The sequence below is a fragment of the Roseibium sp. QJM3NY_11 genome (assembly GCF_056173175.1).
The window spans coordinates 5,180,693-5,204,026 of sequence record NZ_CM149660.1 but is presented as its reverse complement, the minus strand read 5'-3'; the positions used below and the strand labels follow the sequence as shown (position 1 = coordinate 5,204,026).

At 63.1% G+C, this 23,334-nt stretch carries 21 protein-coding genes; 13 read left to right on the top strand and 8 right to left on the bottom strand.

The features are described from left to right. Positions 1-8: 8 nt before the first annotated feature. The 7 genes from AC0VX3_RS23825 to hemP all read left to right on the top strand — a co-directional run bounded on the left by AC0VX3_RS23825 (position 9) and on the right by hemP (position 7,793). Positions 9-974 carry a branched-chain amino acid ABC transporter permease gene (locus AC0VX3_RS23825; protein WP_475522597.1) on the top strand — a complete coding sequence of 322 codons (966 nt, stop codon included), beginning with the start codon at positions 9-11 and terminating at the stop codon, positions 972-974. Positions 975-1,069: 95 nt separating this feature from the next. Next, positions 1,070-2,275 carry an ABC transporter substrate-binding protein gene (locus AC0VX3_RS23820; RefSeq protein ID WP_342891203.1) on the top strand — a complete coding sequence of 402 codons (1,206 nt, stop codon included), beginning with the start codon at positions 1,070-1,072 and terminating at the stop codon, positions 2,273-2,275. Positions 2,276-2,521: 246 nt separating this feature from the next. After that, on the top strand, positions 2,522-3,700 hold the full coding sequence (locus tag AC0VX3_RS23815) for a BaiN/RdsA family NAD(P)/FAD-dependent oxidoreductase (RefSeq protein ID WP_475522596.1): 1,179 nt from the start codon (positions 2,522-2,524) through the stop codon (positions 3,698-3,700). Between the two features lie 78 nt (positions 3,701-3,778). Then, positions 3,779-4,843 (top strand): LacI family DNA-binding transcriptional regulator, encoded by a 1,065-nt coding sequence (locus AC0VX3_RS23810; RefSeq protein WP_475522595.1) that lies wholly within the window; start codon positions 3,779-3,781, stop codon positions 4,841-4,843. 38 nt (positions 4,844-4,881) lie between these two features. Continuing rightward, on the top strand, positions 4,882-6,495 hold the full coding sequence (locus tag AC0VX3_RS23805; protein WP_475522594.1) for a glycoside hydrolase family 43 protein: 1,614 nt from the start codon (positions 4,882-4,884) through the stop codon (positions 6,493-6,495). A 100-nt stretch (positions 6,496-6,595) separates the two neighbouring features. Continuing rightward, positions 6,596-7,060: an Rrf2 family transcriptional regulator gene (locus AC0VX3_RS23800; protein WP_475522593.1), complete on the top strand. Its 465-nt coding sequence runs from the start codon at positions 6,596-6,598 to the stop codon at positions 7,058-7,060. Between the two features lie 517 nt (positions 7,061-7,577). Further along, complete coding sequence (gene hemP, locus AC0VX3_RS23795; RefSeq protein WP_342891198.1) at positions 7,578-7,793, top strand: hemin uptake protein HemP; 216 nt, start codon at positions 7,578-7,580, stop codon at positions 7,791-7,793. Between the two features lie 112 nt (positions 7,794-7,905). On the opposite strand, the gene AC0VX3_RS23790 is transcribed toward hemP, so the two are convergent. The 4 genes from AC0VX3_RS23790 to betI form a co-directional block, all read right to left on the bottom strand. Then, positions 7,906-9,186, bottom strand: a complete 1,281-nt coding sequence (locus AC0VX3_RS23790; RefSeq protein WP_475522592.1) for an adenylate/guanylate cyclase domain-containing protein — start codon at positions 9,184-9,186, stop codon at positions 7,906-7,908. A gap of 168 nt (positions 9,187-9,354) precedes the next feature. After that, positions 9,355-10,818, bottom strand: coding sequence for a betaine-aldehyde dehydrogenase (gene betB / locus AC0VX3_RS23785; protein WP_475522591.1), 1,464 nt, complete (start codon positions 10,816-10,818; stop codon positions 9,355-9,357). Positions 10,819-10,889: 71 nt separating this feature from the next. Then, entirely contained in the window at positions 10,890-12,548 is a 1,659-nt protein-coding gene (gene betA, locus AC0VX3_RS23780) for a choline dehydrogenase (protein ID WP_475522590.1), read from the bottom strand. 17 nt (positions 12,549-12,565) lie between these two features. Beyond that, complete coding sequence (gene betI / locus AC0VX3_RS23775; protein WP_475522589.1) at positions 12,566-13,168, bottom strand: transcriptional regulator BetI; 603 nt, start codon at positions 13,166-13,168, stop codon at positions 12,566-12,568. A 210-nt stretch (positions 13,169-13,378) separates the two neighbouring features. Here betI and AC0VX3_RS23770 point away from each other — a divergent pair, with 210 nt between their 5' ends. The 4 genes from AC0VX3_RS23770 (at position 13,379) to AC0VX3_RS23755 (ending at position 18,183) form a co-directional block, all read left to right on the top strand. Further along, on the top strand, positions 13,379-14,323 hold the full coding sequence (locus AC0VX3_RS23770) for a choline ABC transporter substrate-binding protein (protein ID WP_342891193.1): 945 nt from the start codon (positions 13,379-13,381) through the stop codon (positions 14,321-14,323). Positions 14,324-14,445: 122 nt separating this feature from the next. Next, positions 14,446-15,285, top strand: a complete 840-nt coding sequence (choW, locus tag AC0VX3_RS23765) for a choline ABC transporter permease subunit (RefSeq protein WP_342891192.1) — start codon at positions 14,446-14,448, stop codon at positions 15,283-15,285. Next, positions 15,285-16,328, top strand: a complete 1,044-nt coding sequence (gene choV / locus AC0VX3_RS23760) for a choline ABC transporter ATP-binding protein (protein WP_475522588.1) — start codon at positions 15,285-15,287, stop codon at positions 16,326-16,328. The genes choW and choV overlap by 1 nt, the downstream gene beginning before the upstream one ends. A gap of 196 nt (positions 16,329-16,524) precedes the next feature. Next, on the top strand, positions 16,525-18,183 hold the full coding sequence (locus tag AC0VX3_RS23755; RefSeq protein WP_475522587.1) for a phospholipase D family protein: 1,659 nt from the start codon (positions 16,525-16,527) through the stop codon (positions 18,181-18,183). 123 nt (positions 18,184-18,306) lie between these two features. Here the strand turns inward: AC0VX3_RS23755 and AC0VX3_RS23750 are convergent, their stop codons facing one another. Continuing rightward, on the bottom strand, positions 18,307-18,519 hold the full coding sequence (locus AC0VX3_RS23750; protein WP_342891189.1) for a cold-shock protein: 213 nt from the start codon (positions 18,517-18,519) through the stop codon (positions 18,307-18,309). Positions 18,520-18,903: 384 nt separating this feature from the next. On the opposite strand from AC0VX3_RS23750, the gene AC0VX3_RS23745 reads away from it, so the two are divergent. Further along, positions 18,904-19,290: a BA14K family protein gene (locus tag AC0VX3_RS23745; protein ID WP_475522586.1), complete on the top strand. Its 387-nt coding sequence runs from the start codon at positions 18,904-18,906 to the stop codon at positions 19,288-19,290. A gap of 94 nt (positions 19,291-19,384) precedes the next feature. Here AC0VX3_RS23745 and AC0VX3_RS23740 read toward each other — a convergent pair whose 3' ends face one another. Together AC0VX3_RS23740 and AC0VX3_RS23735 are read right to left on the bottom strand one after the other, a co-directional pair. Further along, complete coding sequence (locus tag AC0VX3_RS23740) at positions 19,385-19,846, bottom strand: YaiI/YqxD family protein (RefSeq protein WP_342891187.1); 462 nt, start codon at positions 19,844-19,846, stop codon at positions 19,385-19,387. A gap of 1 nt (position 19,847) precedes the next feature. Beyond that, positions 19,848-21,098, bottom strand: coding sequence for a BaiN/RdsA family NAD(P)/FAD-dependent oxidoreductase (locus tag AC0VX3_RS23735; RefSeq protein WP_475522585.1), 1,251 nt, complete (start codon positions 21,096-21,098; stop codon positions 19,848-19,850). Positions 21,099-21,288: 190 nt separating this feature from the next. Between AC0VX3_RS23735 and AC0VX3_RS23730 the strand changes: the two genes are divergently transcribed. Continuing rightward, complete coding sequence (locus tag AC0VX3_RS23730) at positions 21,289-22,479, top strand: HD domain-containing phosphohydrolase (protein WP_475522584.1); 1,191 nt, start codon at positions 21,289-21,291, stop codon at positions 22,477-22,479. Between the two features lie 42 nt (positions 22,480-22,521). Here AC0VX3_RS23730 and AC0VX3_RS23725 read toward each other — a convergent pair whose 3' ends face one another. Then, positions 22,522-23,310: a glycosyltransferase family 2 protein gene (locus tag AC0VX3_RS23725; protein ID WP_475522583.1), complete on the bottom strand. Its 789-nt coding sequence runs from the start codon at positions 23,308-23,310 to the stop codon at positions 22,522-22,524. Between the last annotated feature and the right edge of the window lie 24 nt (positions 23,311-23,334).

Here is a 23,334-nt window from a genome sequence, read left to right as displayed (position 1 = left end):
GGGGCACCATGGAATTTCTGGGACTTGTCAATTACGCCCTCTTCATGGCGATCTTCATCGGCATCTATGCGCTGCTGGTGCTCGGCCTCAACATCCAATGGGGTTTCGCCGGCCTCTTCAATGCAGGCATCGCCGGCTTCTTCGCCATCGGTGCCTACACCTCCGCGATCCTGACGACACCGGCCGATCCCGGCCGCATTGGCGGGTTCGACCTGCATTTCCTGATCGGCCTGCTCGGGGCGATGGCGGCGGCCGCGCTGGTCGCCTGGCCGATCGGCAAGATCTGTCTGCGGTTCCGCTCCGACTATCTTGCGATCGCCTCCATCGGCATTGCCGAGATCATCCGGCTGGTGGTCAAGTCCGAACCCGCGCTCACCAATGGCGCGCGCGGCATTTCCGGCATTCCCCGGCCGGCCGGCGACATCGGCTACATGGAATCGCAGATCGCCTATCTGGCGATCGTGCTCGTGATCCTGATCGTGGCCTATCTTCTGGTCGAGCGCCAGTTCAACGCGCCCTGGGGCCGGATGATGCGCGCGATCCGCGACAACGAGGATGCCGCCAGGGCGATGGGCAAGGATGTCGAGTTCCGGCGTCTGGAAGCCTTCATCTTCGGCTCGGCGCTGATGGGACTGGGCGGCGCGCTGTTCGCCCATTTCAACCGCTCGATCACGCCCGAAGCCATCGACCCGATGGTGGCGACCTTCCTCGTCTGGATCATGCTGATCCTGGGCGGATCGGGCAACAACCGGGGCGCGATCCTGGGCGCCGCTGTTGTCTGGATCATTTGGTCCGTTTCAGAGATTGCAACGGACCGGCTTCCGCATGAATATGCGGTTCAGGCAAAATACATCCGCCTGTTCCTGATCGGCCTCATGCTGCAGCTTGTGCTGCGGTTCCGGCCGGAAGGGCTCTTGCCGGAGCCTCTCAGGGGCGACCAGCGGACGACACGATCCGGTGCGGACCAACCGTAAGGCCCGTTCCCTCAGGCAGGCACGTGATCCCTCAGGTGTCTCGCCCGGAAAATCCAAAGACCCGGCAAAGACCGGATAATTGAGGAGGTACTGTTATGAAAACCAAGATTCTCGCGCTCACGGCCGGCCTGATGACGGCAACCGCGCTGGCATCCGCACCGGCCCTGGCGGACGTCAAGATCGGCCTGCTCGGCGGCGTCTCCGGCCCGATCGCGGCCATGGCGCCGGCGATGATCGACTCCGCCCAGCTTGCGGTCCAGCAGGTCAACGAGCAGGGCGGTATCGGCGCCGATGAAAAGCTCGTCGGCGTTGTCGGCGACAGCGCCTGCAATCCGCAGAACGGCACCGATGCGGCCACCAAGGCCGTGAATATCGAAGGTGTCGTCGGCATCGTCGGTCCGCATTGCTCCGGCGCCGTTCTGGCAGCGGCCGGGTCCGTGACCATCCCGGCCGGCATCACGCTGATCACGCCGTCGGGCACGTCTCCGGAAATCTCCAATCTGGAAGACAAGGGCACCGTGTTCCGCACCGTGCCGTCCGACGACTATCAGGGCCGCGCGCTGGCACGCACCCTGAAAGATCAGGGCTACGGCAAGGTGGCGGTCGCCTATCTCAACAACGACTATGGCACCGGTCTCGCCAACGCTTTCAAGGCGGAATATGTCGATGCGCTGGGCGGTGAGATCACCCAGTTCGCAGCTCATGAAGAAGGCAAGGCGTCCTACCGTTCAAACTTGGCGGAACTCGCCAAGGGCGGCGCGGACACCCTGGTCATCTTCGATTACGGTGACGGCACCGGGCTGACCATCCTGCGTCAGGCTCTGGAAAACGGCTTCTTCGAGAAATTCGTCGGCGGCGACGGCATGAAGTCCGACGCGGTCATCAACGAACTGGGCGCGGAAAACCTTGCCGCATTCGTGGCATCGTCCCCGGTCGGCGAACAGTCCGAGTCCCTGGACATGTTCAACGAAGCCTTCAAGGGCATCGGCGGCGATCCGGATGCGATCTTCGCAACCACGTCCTATGACGCTGCCTTCATGCTGGCGCTTGCCATCGAGAAGGCGGGCGGCGCCAAGGATGGTGTCGCGGCCGCCATGGTCGAAATCTCCGACGGCAAGGGCGAAACCATCCGTCCGGGCGAGTGGAAGAAGGCCAAGGAGCTGATCGCGGCCGGTACCGCCATCGACTACAAGGGCGCGGCCGGCGACCACAACTTCGACGCCAAGGGCGACGTTCCGGGCACCTATGCCCTTTGGGAAGTTGGTGCCGATGGCTACGAGGTCATCCTGGAAATGAAATAAGTTCTTCAATTGAAGAATGCGCGTTTGAAGCCGGCGGTTCGAAAGAACCGCCGGTTTTGTTTTCAGGAACGATTACCGCGATGCCAGTCCGGTTCTGCGTTCGATGTGCGTCTCACTTGTCCGCAGGAACTGGCGAGACGGCGGTGCGCAGCCTCTCTGTGCGCTCGACCGGGGTGATGACACGCCGGAAGGGCGTTGCGGCCAACTTTCCTTACCCCTGCCGGCCAACCCGTGTATAAGCCCGCCATGCGTGATCTGGATGTTCTTGTTCTCGGCGGCGGCGCGGCCGGGCTGATGTGTGCCATTGAGGCGGCCAAGCGCGGGCGCAAGGTGCTCGTGATCGACCATGCCGCCAAGCCGGCGGAGAAGATCCGCATCTCCGGAGGCGGCCGCTGCAACTTCACAAATATCCATTGTTCGCCGGCTAATTTTCTGTCGCACAACCCGCGTTTCTGCGTGTCCGCGCTGAAGCGTTACACCCAGCAGGATTTTCTGGGCCTTGTCGAAAAGCACCGCATCCCCTGGCACGAGAAGACACTCGGTCAGCTCTTTTGCGACGACAGCGCGAAGGACATCATCCGCATGCTGCTGTCGGATCTGGAAGCCGCCGGCGGCACTCTGCAACTGGAAACGGACATCAAGGCGGTCGAAAAGCCCGACGAGCGGTTTTCCGTGTCAACGTCCAAAGGGCCGCTTCGGGCTGCCTCGCTGGTGGTGGCGACCGGTGGTCCGTCGATCCCGAAAATGGGCGCGACCGGCTTCGGCTACGATCTTGCCAGGCGGTTCGGTCTTGACGTCATCGCGCCGCGTGCAGCGCTGGTGCCGCTGACCTTTTCCGACGCCAACAGGGAACTCTGCGGCCGCCTGTCCGGTGTGTCGGTGGATGCCGAGGTGTCTTTTCAAAAGACCCTCTTCCGGGAAGGACTGCTGTTCACCCATCGGGGCTTGTCCGGACCGTCCGTTCTGCAGATCTCCTCCTACTGGCAGGAAGGCCGGCCGATCTCGGTGAATCTGACACCGGGTACGGAGGTCTTCGACGCCCTGCGCCGGGCGCGGCAGGACAATCCGAAGCAGGATCTGAAAACCGCGCTCGGTCAGTTTCTGCCCAATCGTCTCGCCGACGAACTGTCCGGAGCCTTCTCGCTGAAGGGGCGCCTCGCCGACCAGTCCGACATGGTGCTGCGCCGGGCGGGCGACCAGCTCAATCGCTGGCAGCTGACGCCGGTGGGCACCGAGGGCTACCGCACGGCGGAGGTCACCCTCGGCGGCGTTGACACCAGGGAACTGTCGTCGAAGACCATGGAAAGCGCGAAGGTTCCCGGGCTCTATTTCATTGGCGAGACCGTCGATGTCACAGGCCATCTCGGCGGCTTCAATTTCCAGTGGGCCTGGTCCTCGGGGCACGCGGCCGGGCAGTTCGTCTGACGGCTGGGCAGGGCACCGCCGCATTTCTTGATGACCGTTCCTCATTCGCCGCTATACTGGCGCCGAACAGGGGGGCGAATGAAGCGAGTAACGATCCACGATGTGGCCGATGCGGCCGGTGTCAGTCTGGCCACGGTCGACCGGGTGCTCAATGGCCGGCCCGGGGTGCGCAAGACCACGATCGAGAAGGTCAACCGCGCGGTCGCGACGCTGGATTACAAGCCGGATGTCTTCGCCGCCGGTCTCGCCAAGAAGCGGCTATACCGGTTCCATTTTCTCATTCCCAACGGCCCGAACGCCTTCATGGAGGACCTGACCCGCGAGGCGTTGTCACATGCGCGCTCCATGAGCGGTGACCGCATGCATGTTCATGTGGAACCGATCGACGCCTTTGACGGCCACCGGGTCGCCGGCACGCTGGCGCTGCTGGATCCGTCTGTCTGCGACGGCGTCGCCGTTGTGGCGCCGGCCTTCCCGGAGGTGCGCGCGTCCATCGACCGGCTTCAGGACCGCGGCGTCCCGGTGGTCACCCTCGTCTCCGATCACCCCGCCTCCGCGCGGCAGCACTTTGTCGGCATCGACAACATGGCCGCCGGACGCACCGCCGGCCGGCTCCTCGGGCGGTTCCTGCCCGCAAGTCCTGGGAAGGTCGGCGTGCTGGCCGGATCCCTGGGCCTGCGCGACCACGCGGAGCGCCATGACGGCTTCCGGGAGGTGATCGAACAGGACTTTCCGCATTTGCAATTGCTCAAGGTCCGGGAAGGCCGGGACGACAACTTCCGCAACAAGGACCTCGTCGGCAAGATCGTCGCCGAGCATCCGGACCTTGCCGGTCTTTATAATATCGGCGCGGGCAACCGCGGCACGATCGCCGCGCTGACGGCCTCCGGGCGCGCGTCAGAGATCGTCTTTGTCGGGCATGAACTCACCCCGTACACACGCGAAGCGCTCCAGGCCTCTGTGCTCGATGCGGTGATCGCCCAGGATCCCGGCCACGAGATCCGCAGTGCCATCCGCATCCTGAAGGCGCTTTGCGACAAGATGCCGATCATCGAGGGGCAGGAGCGGATCGGCATCGACGTCTTCGTGAAGGACAATCTGCCGGACGACACCAACCAGAGTGCGCCGCAGCCAGCCAGTTAAGAAAAGAAATGCCGGAGAGGACGCTTGGGAGGCCTAAGATGAGTAACGCACCTCAGAAAATCACCAACCCCATTCTGCCGGGGTTCAATCCGGATCCCTCCATCTGCAGGGTGGGCGACGATTACTACATTGCGACCTCCACGTTCGAGTGGTTCCCCGGTGTCCAGATCCATCATTCGAAAGACCTGAAGCACTGGCGTCTGGTGACGCGGCCCCTGACCCGCCCGGAACAGCTCGACATGCGCGGAAATCCGGATTCCTGCGGCATCTGGGCCCCGTGCCTGACCCATGCCGACGGCCGGTTCTGGCTGGTTTACACGGATGTGAAGCGCAAGGACGGCTCCTTCAAGGACGCGCACAACTACATCGTGACGGTACCGGCCATCGAAGGCCCGTGGTCCGACCCGGTCTACGCCAACTCCTCCGGCTTCGATCCCTCGCTGTTTCATGACGACGACGGCCGCAAATGGTTTCTCAACATGATCTGGGATCACCGGGCCGGCTTCAATTCCTTCACAGGCATCGCTTTGCAGGAGTATGACCCGGTCGGGGAAAGGCTCACCGGGCCGATCAGCAACATCTTCAAGGGCACGCCTCTCGGTCTGACGGAGGGGCCACATGTCTACAAGCGTGACGGCTGGTACTATCTTCTGTCGGCGGAAGGCGGGACGGGCTACGATCACGCGGTGACCCTGGCCCGGTCGCGCCAGCTGGACGGACCGTATGAGCTGCATCCGGACGCCCATGTGGTCACCTCGCGGTTCGACCCCGACAATCCGGTCCAGAGGGCGGGGCATGGCGATATCGTCGAGACCCGGACCGGCGAGACCTACATGGTGCATCTGATGGGCCGCCCGCGTCTCGGCCAGAACCGCTGCCAGATGGGCCGGGAAACCGCGATCCAGAAATGCGTCTGGGGCGCGGACGGCTGGTTGCGGCTTGCCACCGGTGGCATGGCGCCGGAGCTGGAGGTCGACGGGCCGGATCTGCCCGCGCACCCGTTTCCCGAGGACCCCGCGCGCCATGACTTCGACACCGCCGATCTGCCGCCGGTCTTCCAGTGGCTGCGGACGCCCTATCCGGAGCGGCTGTTTTCCCTGACCGGGCGCCCGGGACATCTCCGGCTGTATGGCCGAGAATCCATCGGCAGCTGTTTCGAGCAGGCGCTCGTCGCCCGGCGCCAGACACATTACGACTACGAGGCCGAAACGCTGGTCGACTTCCAGCCGGACACCATCCAGCAGGCGGCCGGGCTGATCGCCTATTACGGACGCTGCCAGTTCTATTGTCTCGCCATTGCCGGCGACGACGACCTGGGCCGTGTGTTGACGCTGTACAGTTTTCCGGGGGGCGCTCCGGACGCCAACATGCAGGAGCCCCTGGACGCGCCTGTCCGAATACCGGAAAGCGGACCTGTCGCCATGAAGGTGACGGTCGAGGACATGGCGCTGCGCTTCTGGTTCAGGACGGAAGGCACGGACTGGCAACGCATCGGCCCGGCCTTCGATGCGACGGTTCTGGCCGATGAAGCGTCGGGCCGCGGCGCGCACGGCAATTTCACCGGTGCTTTCGTCGGCATGCTTGCCATGGACACGTCCGGGCGGGCAAGACCTGCGGATTTCGACTATTTCAGCTATCGGAACCTGACATAGGGGCCGATACCGCGCGGTTTCGGGTCTCTTTTGCTAAAAGTGGCCTGAAACATTCAAATTTTGAATTGACCTTTCGGGCAGCGCGCCTCATATCTAACGCATGCGTTTGACACAACAGACCAACTATGCCGTGCGCGCGCTCATGTATTGCGCCGTCAACCCGGACAAACCAAGCAAGGTCGCGGAGATCGCTGCCAGCTTCGACATGTCTGAAACCCATCTTTTCAAGATCATGAAGGTTCTGGTCGACGCCAACCTGATCAGGACCATTCGTGGCCGCAACGGTGGCGTGATGCTAGCCCGTCCGGCGGAGCAGATCTCTGTCGGCGAAGTCGTCCGGGCGGCTGAAGAGAGTTTCCTGCTGGCCGAGTGTTTCGATTCGGGCCGCAAGGATTGTCCGCTGATCATGTCCTGCGGCTTCAACGGTCTCCTGCACGAAGCGCTCGAAGCCTTCATGGAGGTTCTCGATGGCAAGTCGATCGCCGATCTGTCGGAAGACCGGTTCGGCATGCGCGATCTCCTGAAGATCGATGCGGGCAAGACGCCGATCGTCGCCAACGCGTAATCCGGCACTGAACCGACTTTCTGAAGGCGCCACCGTCCGGTCGGCGCCTTTTTCGTATGTGCCGTGGTTGGATATATATGGCGCTCAGTCACATGCGTCTTTCCCTTGAAGCACCATCTTCCGGCACGGCACGGCACGGCGAGGTGAGGCACGGCGGCGCTGGGCTTGTCCTGGAGAAACATCGGAAAGATTGGAACGGGAAGATCGCGGTTGCGATCCGGAAGGCAAAAGGCCGGGCTGGCTGGCCGCTGAGGGAGAGGAGAGGGCGGTTGGCTGGCCTGGCATTTTTTCCGCCGGTTGCCCGGAGGGCCTGTCTCTTCCGGAACCAGAGGACGCGATTTCCGGTTCGGTTTCGATCAGGCATTGCCTTGATAAAAAAACTTGAGTATGAGTGTCAAGTATAAAGTTGAGTTTGATACTCATCTTTAAGTCACGATGTTCACGCGTCCCGCCCCGAAGGGCCGGTTTTCAGCCGGTCCGGGCGACGCAGATAAAGGCCAAGGACCGAAAGCGCGCCATGACTTTGACTGCCAACAGCCAGAAGAACCGCCTCTCCCTGGGCATCGCAGGCCGCGAGCGCGGCATGCTTGCCGCAAAGCCGGTGCGTGAACAGAAATCGGACTACAACACTCGTGAGCTGTTCAGCGGTCAGCGTCAGATCCAGATCCGGCACAATGAAGAAACCTACCGCCTGTCGATCACCAAACAGGGCAAGCTGATTCTGACGAAGTGATGCGCTCGGCCTCTCGCCCTGTGCGTTGCCGGTGCGGCGGGAGGCTCGTTGCTGCGCCCGGGTTCTGCCTTGCTGGCTGTCGGATCCTCAGGCATGCTGACAGGTGGTGACCTCAGGCGGCAAAAATCGCCACCGGTTTGTCGACGCCGCGCAGGGCGTGCTCGCCCATCGCGTTGAGGCCGGTCACAAGATCCTCCGACAGGGACGCGCGAACCAGTTCCGTCATCAGCAGCTCGCGACCGAGGGGCTTGCACAGGGACTCCACACGGCTGGTTTCGTTGACGGCGCGGCCGATCACCGTGAAATCAAGTCTTTCCTCCCCGCCGACATTTCCGAAAAAGACTTCTCCGCGATGCAGTCCGATGCCGATCCTGACCGGGTGCCAGAGTGCCGGATCCGGAAGGCCGTCCGGCGGTGCCTCGTTCAGCGCGTCGATCGCGGCCAGTGCGACCTTTGATGCTCCCAGGGCGGCATCCGCGGCGGCAGATACCCCGAGGGATTTTTCGTCGAAGACCGCGAGCAGGCCATCTCCCATGAATTTCAGGATATCGCCACCATGGCCGAGCACCGCCGCCGAGACACGGTCGAAATAGGCATTCAGGATTGCTGTGACTTCCGGTCCGCTCAAACGGTCGGCCAGTTGCGTGAAACCGCGCATGTCGGAAATGAAGACGACGGCTTCGATCGCCTCGCCGTCGCCGCGCCGGATCTCGCCGTCCAGAACGCGTTGTCCGGCGATGGGGCCAAGATAGGTGTCGGCAACATTGCGGGCGATCCGGTGCAGGATATGACGCTCCACATGAAGGGCGAAGACGTTGATCAGTGCCCGAATCCGGTCCCTTGACTGCGGAGCGAAGCCTCCGGGCCTTGTCGAGGCAAGGGTCATCGCATTGTGCATCGCTCCGGCGGAGCTCAGCGGCCAGGCCACGTAAACGGTGTATCCCTGATCGGCCAGTTCGCCCATGAGCGGGGCTGACCCGGCGCCCTCGGCGCTCTCCAGATCCACCTTTATGGTCTGTCCTTCCGCCATCACCTTGAAGAGCGGGTTGCGGGTAAAGGTTGCATGTTTGATGGCACCCGCGTCCGCGGCAATCTCGTCGCAGAAGCCGTCCTGGCTGTTCCAGAGCCAGGAAAACCCGATCACCCGGGGATGAAGCGTGCCGATGTGCAGGCTCGCCCGGTCGATGCCGAGCCCGGCGGCCTGACAACGCCACATGAATTCCTCGAACAGCAGCATGACGCTGTCGAACCCGGTCGCCTCGTGCAGCAGCCAGTTGCGGACGTCTTCGAAATCCTGCTGCTCAGGCGCGCAGGACCTGCCACGCTGGGACCGGTCCACGAGATAGACATGGGGAGCGTAACTGCGCGGGGCGGGATCGACGGTGGTTTTCATGAAGTCTCCGGAAAGGGTGTCGTGGCCCCTTATTTCGGTCGCGGAGGCCGAAATTCAATCCACCCCCGGGCCATTGAAGGCCGGGAGGAAAATCAATGCGCGGATTTCCCGGGCCATGGGAGCGGACGGTGCTGTTCGCCGGCCTGTCGCCTCAGCCGGCCTGTCGCCTCAGAACGCCGCTTCGACGCCGCCCATTTCCACGTAGACGCTTTTCAGCTGACTGTAGTAGTCGATGGCCGCGTGGCCGTTTTCGCGGCCGATGCCGGACTTCTTGTAGCCGCCGAAGGGCATTTCGATCGGGGTCAGATTGTAGGTGTTGATCCAGCAGGTGCCGGCCTGCAGGGCATCGATCACCCGGTGGGCACGCTGGATGTCCCGGGTGAAGACCCCGGCCGCCAGACCGAATTCCGTGTCGTTGGCACGTCTGACGACTTCGTCCTCACCGGTGAAATCGAGCACGCTCAGCACCGGCCCGAAGATCTCCTCCCGGGCGATGCGCATGTCGTCGCCGACGTTGGCAAAGACGGTCGGCTGCACGAAGTAGCCATCCGGGAAACTCTCCACCGTGGCCGCACTGCCGCCGCACACGAGCCGGGCGCCCTCGCGTTGGCCGAGCTGCATGTAGTGCATGACCTTGTCGAACTGCTGGCGGGACACAAGCGGGCCGATGTTGGTGGTCTCGTCCAGCGGGTCGCCCAGGACGGCCTTGGACGTGCGTTCGGCCAGACGCGCGAGAAACGCCTCCTTGATGTCCGTGTGCACGAACACGCGCGTGCCGTTGGAGCAGATCTGGCCGGTGGAATAGAAATTGGCATTGATTGCCGCGGAGACGGCATTGTCGACGTTCGCGTCCCCGAACACGATCAGGGGAGACTTGCCGCCGAGTTCCAGCGTGGTCTTTTTCAGGTGCTCGCCGGCCAGGGCCGCGACCTTGGCGCCGGTCGGCACGGAGCCGGTCAGCGAGACCTTGGCGATGGCCGGGTGGGCGACCAGCTTCGCGCCGACATCGCCGAAGCCCTGAAGGACGTTGAAGACACCGTCCGGCAGACCGGCTTCGCTCAGGGCCTCGGCCAGCTTCAGCGCGCTGAGTGGGGTGACTTCGGACGGTTTGAAGATCATGGCATTGCCGCACACCAGCGCGGGCGCCGCTTTCCAGCAGGCGATCTGGATCGGATAGTTCCACGCGCCAATGCCGAAACAGATGCCCAGCGGCTCGCGCTTCGTGTAGGCGAAGGACCCGCCGAGGTCGATGTGCTCGCCGGTCAGCGTCGCTGCAAGGCCCCCGTAATACTCGAGGCAGTCCGCGCCCGAAGCTGCATCCGCGACAAGCGTTTCCTGCAGCGGCTTGCCGGTGTCCAGCGTTTCCAGGACCGACAGGGCGTGATTGTCCCGGCGCAGGATGTCGGCTGCCCGGCGCAGCACTCGGCCGCGTTCGGCGGGCGGTGTCGCTGCCCAGATCTTCTGGCCAGCCGTGGCGGCCTGCACGGCGGCCTCGATGATGGCATCGTCCGCCGTGTTGATCCGGGCGATCACTTCTCCGGTTGCCGGGTAAAGGGAATCGAATGGCGTACCGGCCCTGCTCTCCTGATAAGAGCCGCCGACGAAATGGGAAGCTTGCGGTTGGGCGCGCATGAGATGTGGCTCCTGCTGGTCTTGTCTGTTCAGGTCTTGTCTGATCTGGCCAGGCCGTCGTTTAGCCGGCCTCAGCGCTGACTGGTTTGCCAGTCCGGGTGGATCCAGGGCGTCTGGTTGGCGGCCGGCAGCGGGTCCTTGCCGAGAATGTGATCCGAGGCCTTCTCGCCGACCATAATAGACGGGGCATTCAGATTGCCATTGGTGATTTGCGGAAAGATCGAACTGTCCGCGACCCGGAGGCCGTCGACGCCGATGACCCGGCACTGCGGATCGACCACCGCCATCGGGTCGTCCTGGGCCCCCATGCGGCACGTGCCACAGGGGTGATAGGCGCTTTCGACATGCTCGCGGATGAAATCGTTCAGGGCCTCGTCGCTCTGGACATGGGCGCCGGGCTGGATCTCCTTGCCGCGATAGTCGGCAAAGGCTTCCTGGCCGAAGATCTCCCGCGTCAGGCGGATGCAGCGGCGGAAATCCTCCCAGTCTTCGTCGCGGGACATGTAATTGAACAGGATCGAGGGCTTTTCCCGCGGGTCGCTGGACGTCAGTCGGACCCGTCCGCGCGATCTGGAGCGCATCGGCCCGACATGGGCCTGGAACCCGTGGCCTTCGGCGGCGGCCTGGCCGTCGTAGCGCACCGCGAACGGCAGGAAGTGATACTGGATGTCCGGATATTTGACGCCCGCTTTCGAGCGGATGAAGGCGGCACTCTCGAACTGGTTGGACGCGCCGAGCCCCTGCTTGAAGAACAGCCACTGCGCACCGATCAGGGCCTTGGAGAAAAGGTTCCAGTGCTTGTAGAGCGTGATCGGCTGGGTGCAGGCCTGCTGCAGGTAAAGTTCCAGATGGTCCTGCAGATTGGCGCCAACGCCGGGCCTGTCGGCGACAACGTCGATGCCCAGAGCGCTCAGGTCCTGCGCCGGCCCGATGCCGGACTGCATCAGGATCTTCGGGGAGTTGATCGAGGAAGCGGCCAGAATGACCTCCCGCGCCGCCCGCATTTCGCGCACCGCTCCGCCGGCCTCGAATTCCACGCCGACGGCACGCTTGTCCTCGATCAGGATCTTCCGTGCCAGTGCGCCCTTGGTCAGGGTCAGGTTGCCACGCTTCAGCGCCGGTTTCAGATAGGCGTTGGCGGCGGACCAGCGGCGGCCCTTGTGGACCGTCATCTCCATGTCGCCGAAGCCTTCCTGGCGTTCGCCGTTATAGTCTTCCGTCACGCCGTAACCGGCCTGTGCACCGGCGTCCCTGAAAGCGTGAAACAGCGGGTTCCACTTGGTGCCGCGGCGCACATGCAGGGGGCCGTCGGTCCCGCGCCAGCCGCTCTGGCCGCCGTGACTGGTCTCCATACGCTTGTAATAGGGCAGCACATTGCGGAAGCCCCAGCCGCTCGCGCCCATGTCTTCCCAGGTGTCGAAGTCGCAGGCGTGGCCACGCACATAGACCATGCCGTTGATCGAGGAGGACCCGCCGATCACCTTGCCGCGCGGAGTCGCCAGGCGCCGGCCGCCCAGATGCGGTTCCGGTTCGCTTTCGTAGCCCCAGTCGTAGAGCGCCATGTTCATCGGATAGGAGAGAGCCGCCGGCATCTGGATCAGCGGTCCGGCATCGGTGCCGCCGAATTCCAGCAGCAGCACCCGGTTGCCGGGATCCTCGGAGAGCCTGTAAGCCATGGCACATCCCGCCGAACCGGCGCCGACGATGATGAAATCGAACTGGTCGCTCATTTGGAACTCCGGGGCGGTCAGCCGTTGACACTGCGCGCGACATGCACGGCAATCTGGGTTTCGACGTAGTCCTCGACCATGGCGATGGCGGCATTCCGGTCCGTCCTGGCGTCGCTGAGGGCCTGGCGGATCCAGACGCCGTCGATCATGGACGCGGTGCCTTCTGCTACCCGCAGCGCTTCCGGACGCGGCAGGAACGACAGCAGGTTATGGGTCAGATTGGAAGCAAGCCGGGCGGCATAGATCCGCAGCAGCCGGCTGTTGCCCGCCGTCGTGCGTGACTGGACGTAAAAGGCAAGCCAGGCGGCGATCACCGCCGGCTGAAACTGGTCGACGGCGAAATTGCCGGCGATGATCGCGGAAATGCGCTCGCGGGGCGTCTCCGCCTTGACAAGACCGTTTCGTATGGCGCCGCCGAGTTGCGTCAGGAGATGACGCATGGTCGCCGCCAGAAGCTGATCCTTGGAGCCGAAATAATGATGCACCAGTCCGCCGGAGACGCCCGCGCGCCTCGCGATCTGCGCCATCGTCACATCGGAGTAACCGCGTTCATGAATCGCATCGACCGTCGCGTCAATGAGACTGCGCCGCCGTTCCGCTTCCATTCCGACTTTGGGCATTTCGATCTCCTGGACAGTCCGAGTGTCTTATTTTTAATTGATTAATCAATCAATGAAAACTTGCAAATTTTTCCGGTGGATGTTTGGATCAAACTTAGGCAGGTTACCGGTCAAGGATCGGAGCGGACTTCGTGTGCGCCGACACCGCGGCTTGCGGCAAACATCTTGCGGCTTTAAAGACAAAGCCGACTTTCCAAAGGAGGTATTCCAATGAAAATTGCAGCGAAACTCGCTGGAGGACTTGCGCTTGGGTTGATGCTCACTGGCACGGCGCTCGCGAATGATCCCGAAACCTGTAAGACTGTCCGTTTCTCCGACGTCGGCTGGACCGACATCACCGCGACGACGGCGGCCACATCGGTGGTTCTGGAAGCTCTGGGCTATGAGCCCGAGGTCAAGCTCCTGTCCGTGCCGGTGACCTATGCGTCCATGAAGAACAAGGACATCGATGTCTTTCTCGGCAACTGGATGCCGACCATGGAAGGTGACATCAAGGCTTATCGGGAAGACGGTTCCGTCGAGACGGTCCGGGCCAATCTGGAAGGCGCGAAATACACGCTCGCCGTTCCCAAATACACCTACGACAAAGGCCTGAAGAGCTTTCAGGACATCGCCAAGTTCAAGGACGATCTGGACGGCAAGATCTACGGCATCGAGCCGGGCAACGACGGCAACCGCCTGATCATCGGCATGATCGACGAGAACCTTTATGGCCTGGAAGGCTTCGAGGTGGTGGAATCCTCCGAGCAGGGCATGCTCTCCCAGGTGGCGCGCGCCGGAAAACGCGACAACGACATCGTCTTCCTCGGCTGGGAACCCCATCCGATGAACGCCACGTTCGAGATGGCCTATCTTGAAGGCGGCGACGACATCTTCGGCCCGAATTACGGCGGTGCGACGGTCTACACCAATGCGCGCGCCGGCTACGTGAAGGAGTGCCCGAACGTCGGCAAGCTGCTGGAGAATCTGGAATTCTCGCTGCCCATGGAAAACGAGATCATGAGCGCGATCCTGAACGACGGCCAGGATCCCAACAAGGCTGCTGCCGCCTGGCTGAAAACGCATCCGGCGACCTTCGAAAACTGGCTCGTGGGCGTCAAGACTTTCGATGGCGGCGACAGCTTCGCGGCCGTCAAGGGCGCTCTCGGCCTCTAGCAAACAGGGTCTGACGGGGCACCGGTCTCGCGCATCCCGCGTTCAGGCGAATGTGGATCCGATGTACGATCGTTTCGGCCGGTGTCCCGTTGTCTTCAACAGAATCAAGAAGGGGCGGCGGGTTGAACTGGCTGACGGACGACAAGTTGCCGATCGGACCCTGGGTGCGCTCCCTGGTCGATTGGCTCACCGACAACGCCGATTGGGTGTTTGACGGCATTTCGATTTTCCTGGAGACACTGATCGACGGCATTCTGTGGCTTCTTCAGACCCCGCAGCCGCTGGTCGTCGTCGCCATTGTTGTCGTGCTCGGGTATGCGGTGCACCGGACAATTACCTTTGCCGTGTTCGTGGCCGTCTCGCTCCTTCTGATCATCAATCAGGGCTACTGGGAAGAGACCACGGAGACGCTGGCGCTGGTCCTGGCCGCCTCCGTTGTCTGCATGGCGGTCGGTGTGCCACTGGGGGTGCTTGGCGCCCACCATCCACGCTTCTATGCTGCCTTGCGTCCGGTGCTGGACCTGATGCAGACCATCCCGACCTTCGTCTATCTCATTCCCGCGCTGATCCTCTTCGGTCTCGGCATGGTGCCCGGGCTGATTGCCACCGTGATCTTCGCGATCCCTGCGCCGATCCGCCTGACCCAGCTCGGCGTCGCCTCCACGCCGACGGCGCTGCTCGAGGCGGGCGAGGCTTTCGGCGCGACCCGGACGCAGCTGCTCTGGAAAATCGAGCTGCCCTATGCCCTGCCGCAGATCATGGCGAGCCTGACGCAGACGATCATGCTCTCGCTCTCCATGGTGGTGATCGCCGCGCTTGTGGGAGCCGACGGTCTCGGCGTCCCGACCTTGCGCGCGCTGAACACGATGAACATCTCGCAGGGCTTCGAGGTCGGTGTCTGCATCGTCCTGATCGCCATCGTTCTCGACCGGTTCTTCCGCGCGAATGAGGGGGGCAAGTGATGAATACTTCCGATGAGACCCCCATCGTCTCCTTCAAGGATGTCGACATCGTCTTTGGCGACAAGCCCCACTCCGCACTGCCGTTGATCGACGCGGGCAGGTCCCGGCAGGAGATCCAGACCGAAACCGGCCAGATCCTCGGCGTTGCCGGTGCCAGCTTCGATATTTTCGAAGGCGAGCTCATCGTGCTGATGGGTCTGTCGGGCTCGGGAAAGTCAACTCTGCTGCGCGCTGTCAACGGGCTCAACCCGGTGATCCGGGGTGAGGTCCAGGTGCGCGACGGGGAAGGCTATGTGAACCCGGAAACCTGTTCGGAAAACGACCTGAGGGCGCTGCGCCGGCACCGCATCGCCATGGTGTTCCAGCAATTCGGTCTTCTGCCCTGGCGCACGGTCGCCGAAAACGTCGGCTTCGGCCTCGAACTGGCCGGCGTGCCGGTCAAGGAACGCGCCGAGAAGGTCACGGCCCAGCTGAAACTGGTCGGCCTTACCGGCTGGGGTGAAAAATATGTCCATGAGCTGTCGGGCGGCATGCAGCAGCGTGTCGGTCTTGCCCGGGCGTTCGCCACGGACGCGCCGATCCTGTTGATGGACGAACCGTTTTCGGCCCTCGATCCGCTGATCCGCGACAAGCTGCAGGACGAGTTGCTCGACCTTCAGAAAGAACTCAACCGGACGATCATCTTCGTCAGCCACGATCTGGACGAAGCGGCCAAGATCGGCTCGCGCATCGCCATCATGGAAGGCGGCCACGTCATCCAGCTCGGCACGTCGCAGGAGATCGTGAAAAAGCCGGCGACAAAATATGTTGCCGATTTCGTCGGTCACATGAACCCGCTGAACGTTCTCAGGGCCCGCGACGTCATGGTGCCTCCGGGCAGCTTGCCCGGTTCGCTGGCAAGCGCCCTGAATTGCGATGCCAACACACCGATCCGCGAAGTCGCCCGCCTGAAACAGACCAGCGCGGAACCGGTCGTGGTCATGAAGAACGGGGCGATTGTCGGCGTGATCGGCGAACGGGAATTGCTGGACTGCATGCTCTGAGGACACGCGCAAGGACCCGGAAAAGGCAGAGCCGGTTCCTACGTCTTTTGCGCCCCGGGACCTGCCCACGGATGAGTCTTGCCCGCGCCTGGACGTTTTTTTGAGGTTTCCGCCGCAGGCAAGGCAACTTCCCGGCAGTTTGGCCGTTCCCTAAAGGACCTTTCGACCGAAAGTCCAGAAAACGGAACGCCGCCGGATGACTTCAAGTGCCGCGACGAACAATGCGCCCGGCGCCTACCTGTATCCCAGGCGGGCGGATGTCGGCGTGTGGCCGCTGATAGAAGCCAGTCAGGCGTTTCCGGTCATCGAGGAGCTGGCGCTGGCCGCGCGCTCGGATCTGTGTTTCGGATTCCGGATCTTCGATCCGCGCACCCGCTTGCGCTCCGCCCGGTCGGCGGCTCTGAACCTGGAAACTTGGTCGGACCTGATTGCCTACAAGACCGCGAACGGAACATCCGTCCGGCTCCTGCTGACGGATTTCGAGCCGGTGGTCGCGCATGAACTTCACAAGCGGACCTGGACGGCCATCGACGGTTTCGCGCGCGCAGTCGCCGAGGCCGGTGATACGGACAGGTTCCAGGCGATGGCCGCCCTGCACGAAGGTGAATTCGGCTGGCTGGTGCGTCTTGGGCTATGGCCGTTTCTGAAAGCCCGGGCCGAGAAGATCGCGTCCGGATCCGGCCGGGCCGGCCACGTCGGCTTTCAGTCCTGGCGGCTGTTCAGGGATCGGGGCGGGCAGCCGGGCCGGACGCTCGGCGGACCACCGCGCATGTGGCCGGCGACCTATCACCAGAAATTTGTCGTCGCCGACGGTGCCCACGCGATCGTTGGTGGACTGGATCTGGACGAGCGGCGCTACGACGATCCCGACCACACGCGTCCGGCCGGGCAGACCTGGCATGACGTCAGCCTCTCGGTCTCCGGCAACGTCGCGGCGGACGTGCGGGATCATTTCAACACGTGCTGGAACTTTGAGGTGCCCCGGTTCAATGCCCGCATGACCCGGATGGGGGCACACGCTCAGGACATGGCCACTCCCGTGAAACCGGCCGTCCCGGCGCCGCGCACCGACGCGCAAGCGACCGCTCAATCGCCCTGCCTGCGCCTGATACGCACCAGCTCGATGCGGTCGCGTTCCTGGCTGTCCATCGGGCCGCGGCCGGATATCACCGAGATCGAAACGGCCCATCTGGAGCAGATCGGCAACTGCCTGTATCTGGAATCCCAGTTCCTGCGTTCACGCCGCCTGACGGACGCCCTGGTGACGGCAGGACGGGCGCAACCCGGTCTCCATCTGATCGTGCTTTTGCCCGCTGCCACGGACGAGGTCGTGTTCGATGGGGAACGTGGCCTGTCGGTCCGGCACGGGGAGTGGCTGCAGGTCAGGGCGATAGACCGGATCAGGGCGGCGTATGCGGAGCGGTGCGGCTTCTTCAGCCTGACACGGGGTACGCCCGGAACGGAGACAGGCGAACGCGATGCGGTCGAGGGCCAGGAAATCGCCTATGTGCATGCGAAAGTTGCCATTGCCGACGGCGAGACGGCGATTGTCTCCTCTGCAAATCTGAATGGCCGCAGCCTTCGCTGGGACCGGGAAGCCGGACTGTTGTGGGAAAATGCCGCCGGCGTTACCGCGTTTCAAAGAACGCTGTGGCAACAGCACTTGCGGCGCGAATACCAGGAAGAGCTGACCGTCACCGGAGCGTCGGCCTTGCAGATGTGGCGGGCCGCGGCGGACAGGGGGCCGGAAAGGGGCCCGGACGGGGAGGGCAGTGCCCAGGTGGTCGCCTATCCGTTGGAGAAGGCCAGAAAATTCGCACGGTATTGGCCGATCGTTCCGCACGACATGGTGTGATATCGGGCGTGTGGCGGCACGCTCCTGGCTCCGGGGTACCGGCTCGCAAACCATCGTCAGACACAAAAACGGAGCCTCACGGCTCCGTTTCCAGGGACTTGCAGGTTGGCAGGTCTTGTCAGATCAGACCAGCTCGAGCTGGGCGGCCTGCTTGCCGCGGCCGCGGCGGTCGTCTTCGGCGACGAAGGAAACCTTGGCGCCTTCGACCGGCGTTCCGATCCCGGCCTGTTCGAAGGCGGTCACGTGCACGAACACGTCCTTGCCGCCATCGTCCGGCGTGATGAAGCCGAAGCCACGGTCGTGGTTGAAGAATTTGATGGTGCCGTTCTCACGCATGGAGAAACCTTTCCGTTGGGTGTGCGCGCCTTCCCGGTTCCGGCAAGGTGCGGATAAACGAGAGGTCAAAAAGAAACGGAAAGCTTGGAATTTCAGAGCAACGCTAAATGAAGCACTTGCCGAAGTCAGTCTAACCGGGTCTTTACGTCAGTCCCGTACGGCACAATGCGCACCGATGAAAGTCAATGTAAGCGCCACCGGCAAATCCGGCAAGCGAAACTTGTGAGGGACAGTGTTTTGGCCGTTTTCCCGTCAAAACCGGGCCCTTGACCTGAAAGCTACCGGCTGTGACCCCGGTCACAGCGATCCTGCCGCGCCATCCCTATCTTGGTTTCATGAGCAGAGGCGAACAGGACACGCCTCACAAACAGAAGGGACACCGTCATGTTCAGGAAACTTGCACACACCACCGTCGCGCTGGCTCTTGTTGCCGGTGCCACCCTTGCAACGCAGACCCGATCCGCCAATGCCGCCGAAGGCTGGCAGGTTGGTGTCGGGATCGCTGGTGGCCTCGCGGCAGGCGCAATACTGGGCTCGGCCCTGTCCCAGCCGCGCCATCATGGGCCGCGTTACCATGCACCGCGCCGTCACCATGCGCCGCACCGATACCACGCGCCGCGGCCGGTCTATCGTCCGGCACCGGTGGTTTCCTATCGCCCGGCCCCATGGTCGCCTGCCTGGTACAACTACTGCAGCAGCAAGTACCGGTCTTTCAATCCGCAAAACGGGTATTTCCTGGCCTATTCCGGTCAGTACAAGTTCTGCCGCTAACAGCCGGGGCTCAATCGGCGCGCAAGCGTCAATCCGGCTCCTCCCTGCAAGGTGATCTCCTCCCCGCCTTGCAGGGAGTTTTCTTTTGTCCGACTCAACCGGCGCCGGTCATTCTTTTGGCGGCGCGCATGGTGGTCTCAAGCTGGTTGAGAAAGCGCGACCTGTCCGCTTTGGAAAAAGCCGGCCCGCCTTCCTTGATCTCCCCGATTTCCCTCAGATGCGTTTTCAGATCCCGCATGGCAAGGCGCATGCCCATGGCGTCCTCGCGAAAGGGCTTGCCCGTCGGTCCGATCACCAGGGCACCGGTCTTGACGCAGCGCGCGGCCAGCGGCACGTCGGCGGTGATCACAACGTCGCCCGTTTGCGCGCGCTCCGCGATCCAGTCGTCCGCCACGTCCGGACCCTCGGGCACCACCACCCGTTCGATCAGGTCGCCCTCGGGCAGCCGCATCCAGCTGTTGGAAACGAACTTGATCGGTACCTTGTGCCGCTCGCCGACCCGAACGGCTTCGTCTTTCACAGGGCAGGCATCCGCGTCCACGTAAAGAACGGTCATGTCAGCGGCCTCCTTCGGTCTTCAGATAGGCGGCGATGCCTTCGGCCGCGCGCGAAGCTGTCGCCACACAGGCCTGCAACAGGTAACCGCCTGTCGGCGCTTCCCAGTCCAGCATCTCGCCCGCGGCGAAGACACCGGGCAGTTTCCTGAGCATCAGCGCGTCGTCGAGCTCGTCCAGCGCGATTCCGCCCGCCGAGGAGATGGCCCGGTCGATGGCATAGGGCGCAAGGCAGCGGATCGGGACGGCCTTGATCCGCTGTGCGAGCGCAGCCGGGTCCGAGGGCAGGCCGCCAGAAAGGTTCTTTGTCAGTTCTCCGGCCGGGTCTAAACACTCATGCAGAAGGGCCAGTTCGACCGGCTTGGCCCGGATCGCCTTTTTCAGGAAGGTCGCGACGGACTGTTTGCCGCGTGGACGGGACAGTTTTCCGGTGAGGTCTTTGAGGCTCATCGACGGTCGCAGATCAATGGCAAGCGTGGCCTCGCCCTCGGTTGCGATGCGCTCCCGCAGGGCCGCCGACAGGGCATAGATGGCGCCGCCCTCAAGGCCCTGTTCGGAGATCACCAGCTCACCGGTCATCTTTTCTGTGCCGTGGCTCAGGGCGATGCGTTTGAGCGGCGTGCCGGCGAAACGCTCCTTCACAAAGGCGCTCCAGTCGACCTGAAATCCGCAATTGGCCGGCTGCAACGGATTGACCCGGATCCCGCGCGCCTCAAGCAGCGGAACCCAGGCGGCGTTGGACCCGAGCCTGGGCCAGCTGGCGCCGCCAAGCGCCAGCAGGACCGCCCGCGCGTGAAAGGGGACTGGCGCAGCCTTTTCCGCCTGAAGGTGTGCCGTGCCATTCTCGTCTATCCCCGTCAACATGTGCCGGGTCAGCAACCGGACGCCGTTTTTGTCCAGGCGGCGCAGCCATGCGCGCAACAGGGGCGAGGCCTTCATCGATTTCGGAAACACCCGGCCGCTGCTGCCGACGAAGGTTTCCTCGCCAAGATCGTGACACCAGTCTGTCAACGCCTCCGGCGGAAACGCGCGGATGATCGGCGCGAGAAAAGGTTCGGCCGCGCGGTAGCGCGTCAGAAAACCGGTCAGGTCTTCGCTGTGGGTCAGGTTGAGGCCGCCGCGCCCGGCCATCAGGAACTTGCGCGCGGGCGAGGGCATCCGGTCCACCACGGTTACGGTGGCGCCACCTGCGGACAAACGGTCCGCTGCGAACAGTCCGGCCGGGCCGGCTCCAACAATCAGGACATCAAGCATGGGGCCTTATAGGTCAGCTTTCGGGCCAAACACCACCGGGAATTCAGATCGCCGGAAGTTTGATGAATCCCGGTCTTAAATCCTGATTAATTCCTCAAGTATTTGTTATCTCTCTCATGAGATGCTGTTGCGGAAGTTACACGCGGATACTTCCGCATGGCGCGTCATCGCACAAGAAGGGGACCCGTATATGGACAAGATTGCGGACCTGGTTGTGGTCGCGGATCCTGACCTGGACGTCCAGGCAGGATTCCAGCGCCTGTTTGGCGCGCAGATGAAGGTCGTCTGCTTTTCCGAATCCGATCCGGCGCTGGTTTTTCTCAAGAAAAACCACGGCACCGCTGTTGTCTTTACTTGTTTCAATCTGCCGGGCCGTGGGGGCACGGCCTTCTTGCGCACCGCGGAAACGATCGTGCCGCTGGCAACCCGCGTGATGCTGACCCGGGAGACCTCCGCCGAGGCCATCAAGAAGACGATCAATGAAGGCCACGCCTTCCTGTATCTGGAAAAGCCCTGTCAGCAGACGGATCTGAAGTCCGCCATGGAAGCGGCCCTGTACCATCATCGCCAGCTCGCCAAGGAGAGGGCGCTTCTGGAGCGGACCCTGGCCGGATCCGTCAAGCTTCTGATCGACATGATGGCCCTGTTTCACCCGGACGCCTTCCGGCGCACCGGGACTGTGCGCAAACAGGCGTTGAAGCTGGCGAAACAGCTGGACATGAAAAAGACCTGGGAGCTCGAGATGGCGGTGATGCTGTCGCCGATCGGCGAGGCTCTGCTGCCGAAACAGATCCTGGCCCGCTACCGCGCCGCCCGCAGCCTGACCGAGCAGGAACGCGATATTCTCGACCGGGCTCCCGTCCAGACAAGGGACCTGTTGAAGAACATTCCCCAGCTCGAAAAGGTGTCCGAATACCTCTACTTGTCGGGGCGGGGTTTCAACGGCTCGGGATTTCCGAAAGACGGGCCCGTCGGCGAAGACATCCCGATGGTGTCCCGCATCATCAAGCTGTTGACCGATCTGTGGTACGCCAGCCCGGACAGCGGCCCGGACGCGGCCGCCTTCGAAGCGCTGGCCATAAACCGCCGCAAATACGATCCCAAACTTCTGGCACTTGCGATGACCGTTCTGGTGGACGATCTCCCGGAGTCCCGCAAGAAGCATGTCGCCCAATGCCATATCCGCTCGCTCCGTCCGGGCGACATTCTGCTGGACGATGCCCTCACTGAATCCAATCACGAGCTGGTGCTGTCGCGCGGACACACGCTGACGCCGACGACGATCCGCCGTCTGGAACACTTTCACCAGGCCTCCGGTGTGCGCCAGCCGCTGCTGGTAGAGCGGCACGAGGTCGAAAAGGTGGTCAAGGAACCGGTGTAACGGGGTGGGCTCTGGCGTTTCAAAGCCCAGGTGGGCCAAGTGTCAGGACCGGTGGGTCCGCTCCTGAAGGTCCGCCTCATGGGCCTTGGCCACGCGCAGGAAGCGGGCATGGGCATAGTTGATGGCGAGAATGAAGCCCCACCAGCCGTATTTCCAGTATCTGCGGACGACATAGGCCTTGAGGAAACTGACCGGGAACTCGCTCAGCAGGCGGAATTTCGGCAGTCTGCGGCCGCGGGCGCGCATGTCCGCGACCTGCATTCCCGAATAGCGGTTGTATTTGCCGACCTGGAAATCGAGCGAGCGGATCGACCGGTGCGCCATGATCCCGGAAAGATCGGCGATCCGCGCGCCCGGCTCCGGCCGGACGGTGTCATGGACGGTGGAACTTGAAAAGCGGCCCTTGCGGCGGTCGTAGAGCCGGATCTGGTGATAGCCGTAGGCCCAGTGTGCCGGTGCCGTCTCGTGGGCATACATGTCGCGGATCATGATGCGCCAGCCATCGGCCCGGGCGTGATTGCCTTCGGCGAAGACGGTCCTGATTTCATCGGCCAGCTCCGGCGTCACCTCTTCGTCCGCATCCAGGTTGAGCAGCCAGTCGTTGCGGCACTGGTCTTCGCCGAACCGCTTTTGCGGGCCGTAGCCCGGCCAGTCATTGTGCAGGACCCGGGCACCAAGCCTTTCGGCGACGGCAACCGTGTCGTCGTTGGAGCCGCTGTCGATGACGATCACCTCGTCGACCCAGCCGATCACGCTTTCGATCGGCCTGGCGATCCGGTCGGCCTCGTCCCTGGCGATGATGAAGACGGAAAGGGGCAGTCGGTCGGTCATGAAAGTTCCGGCGATTGAGAACGT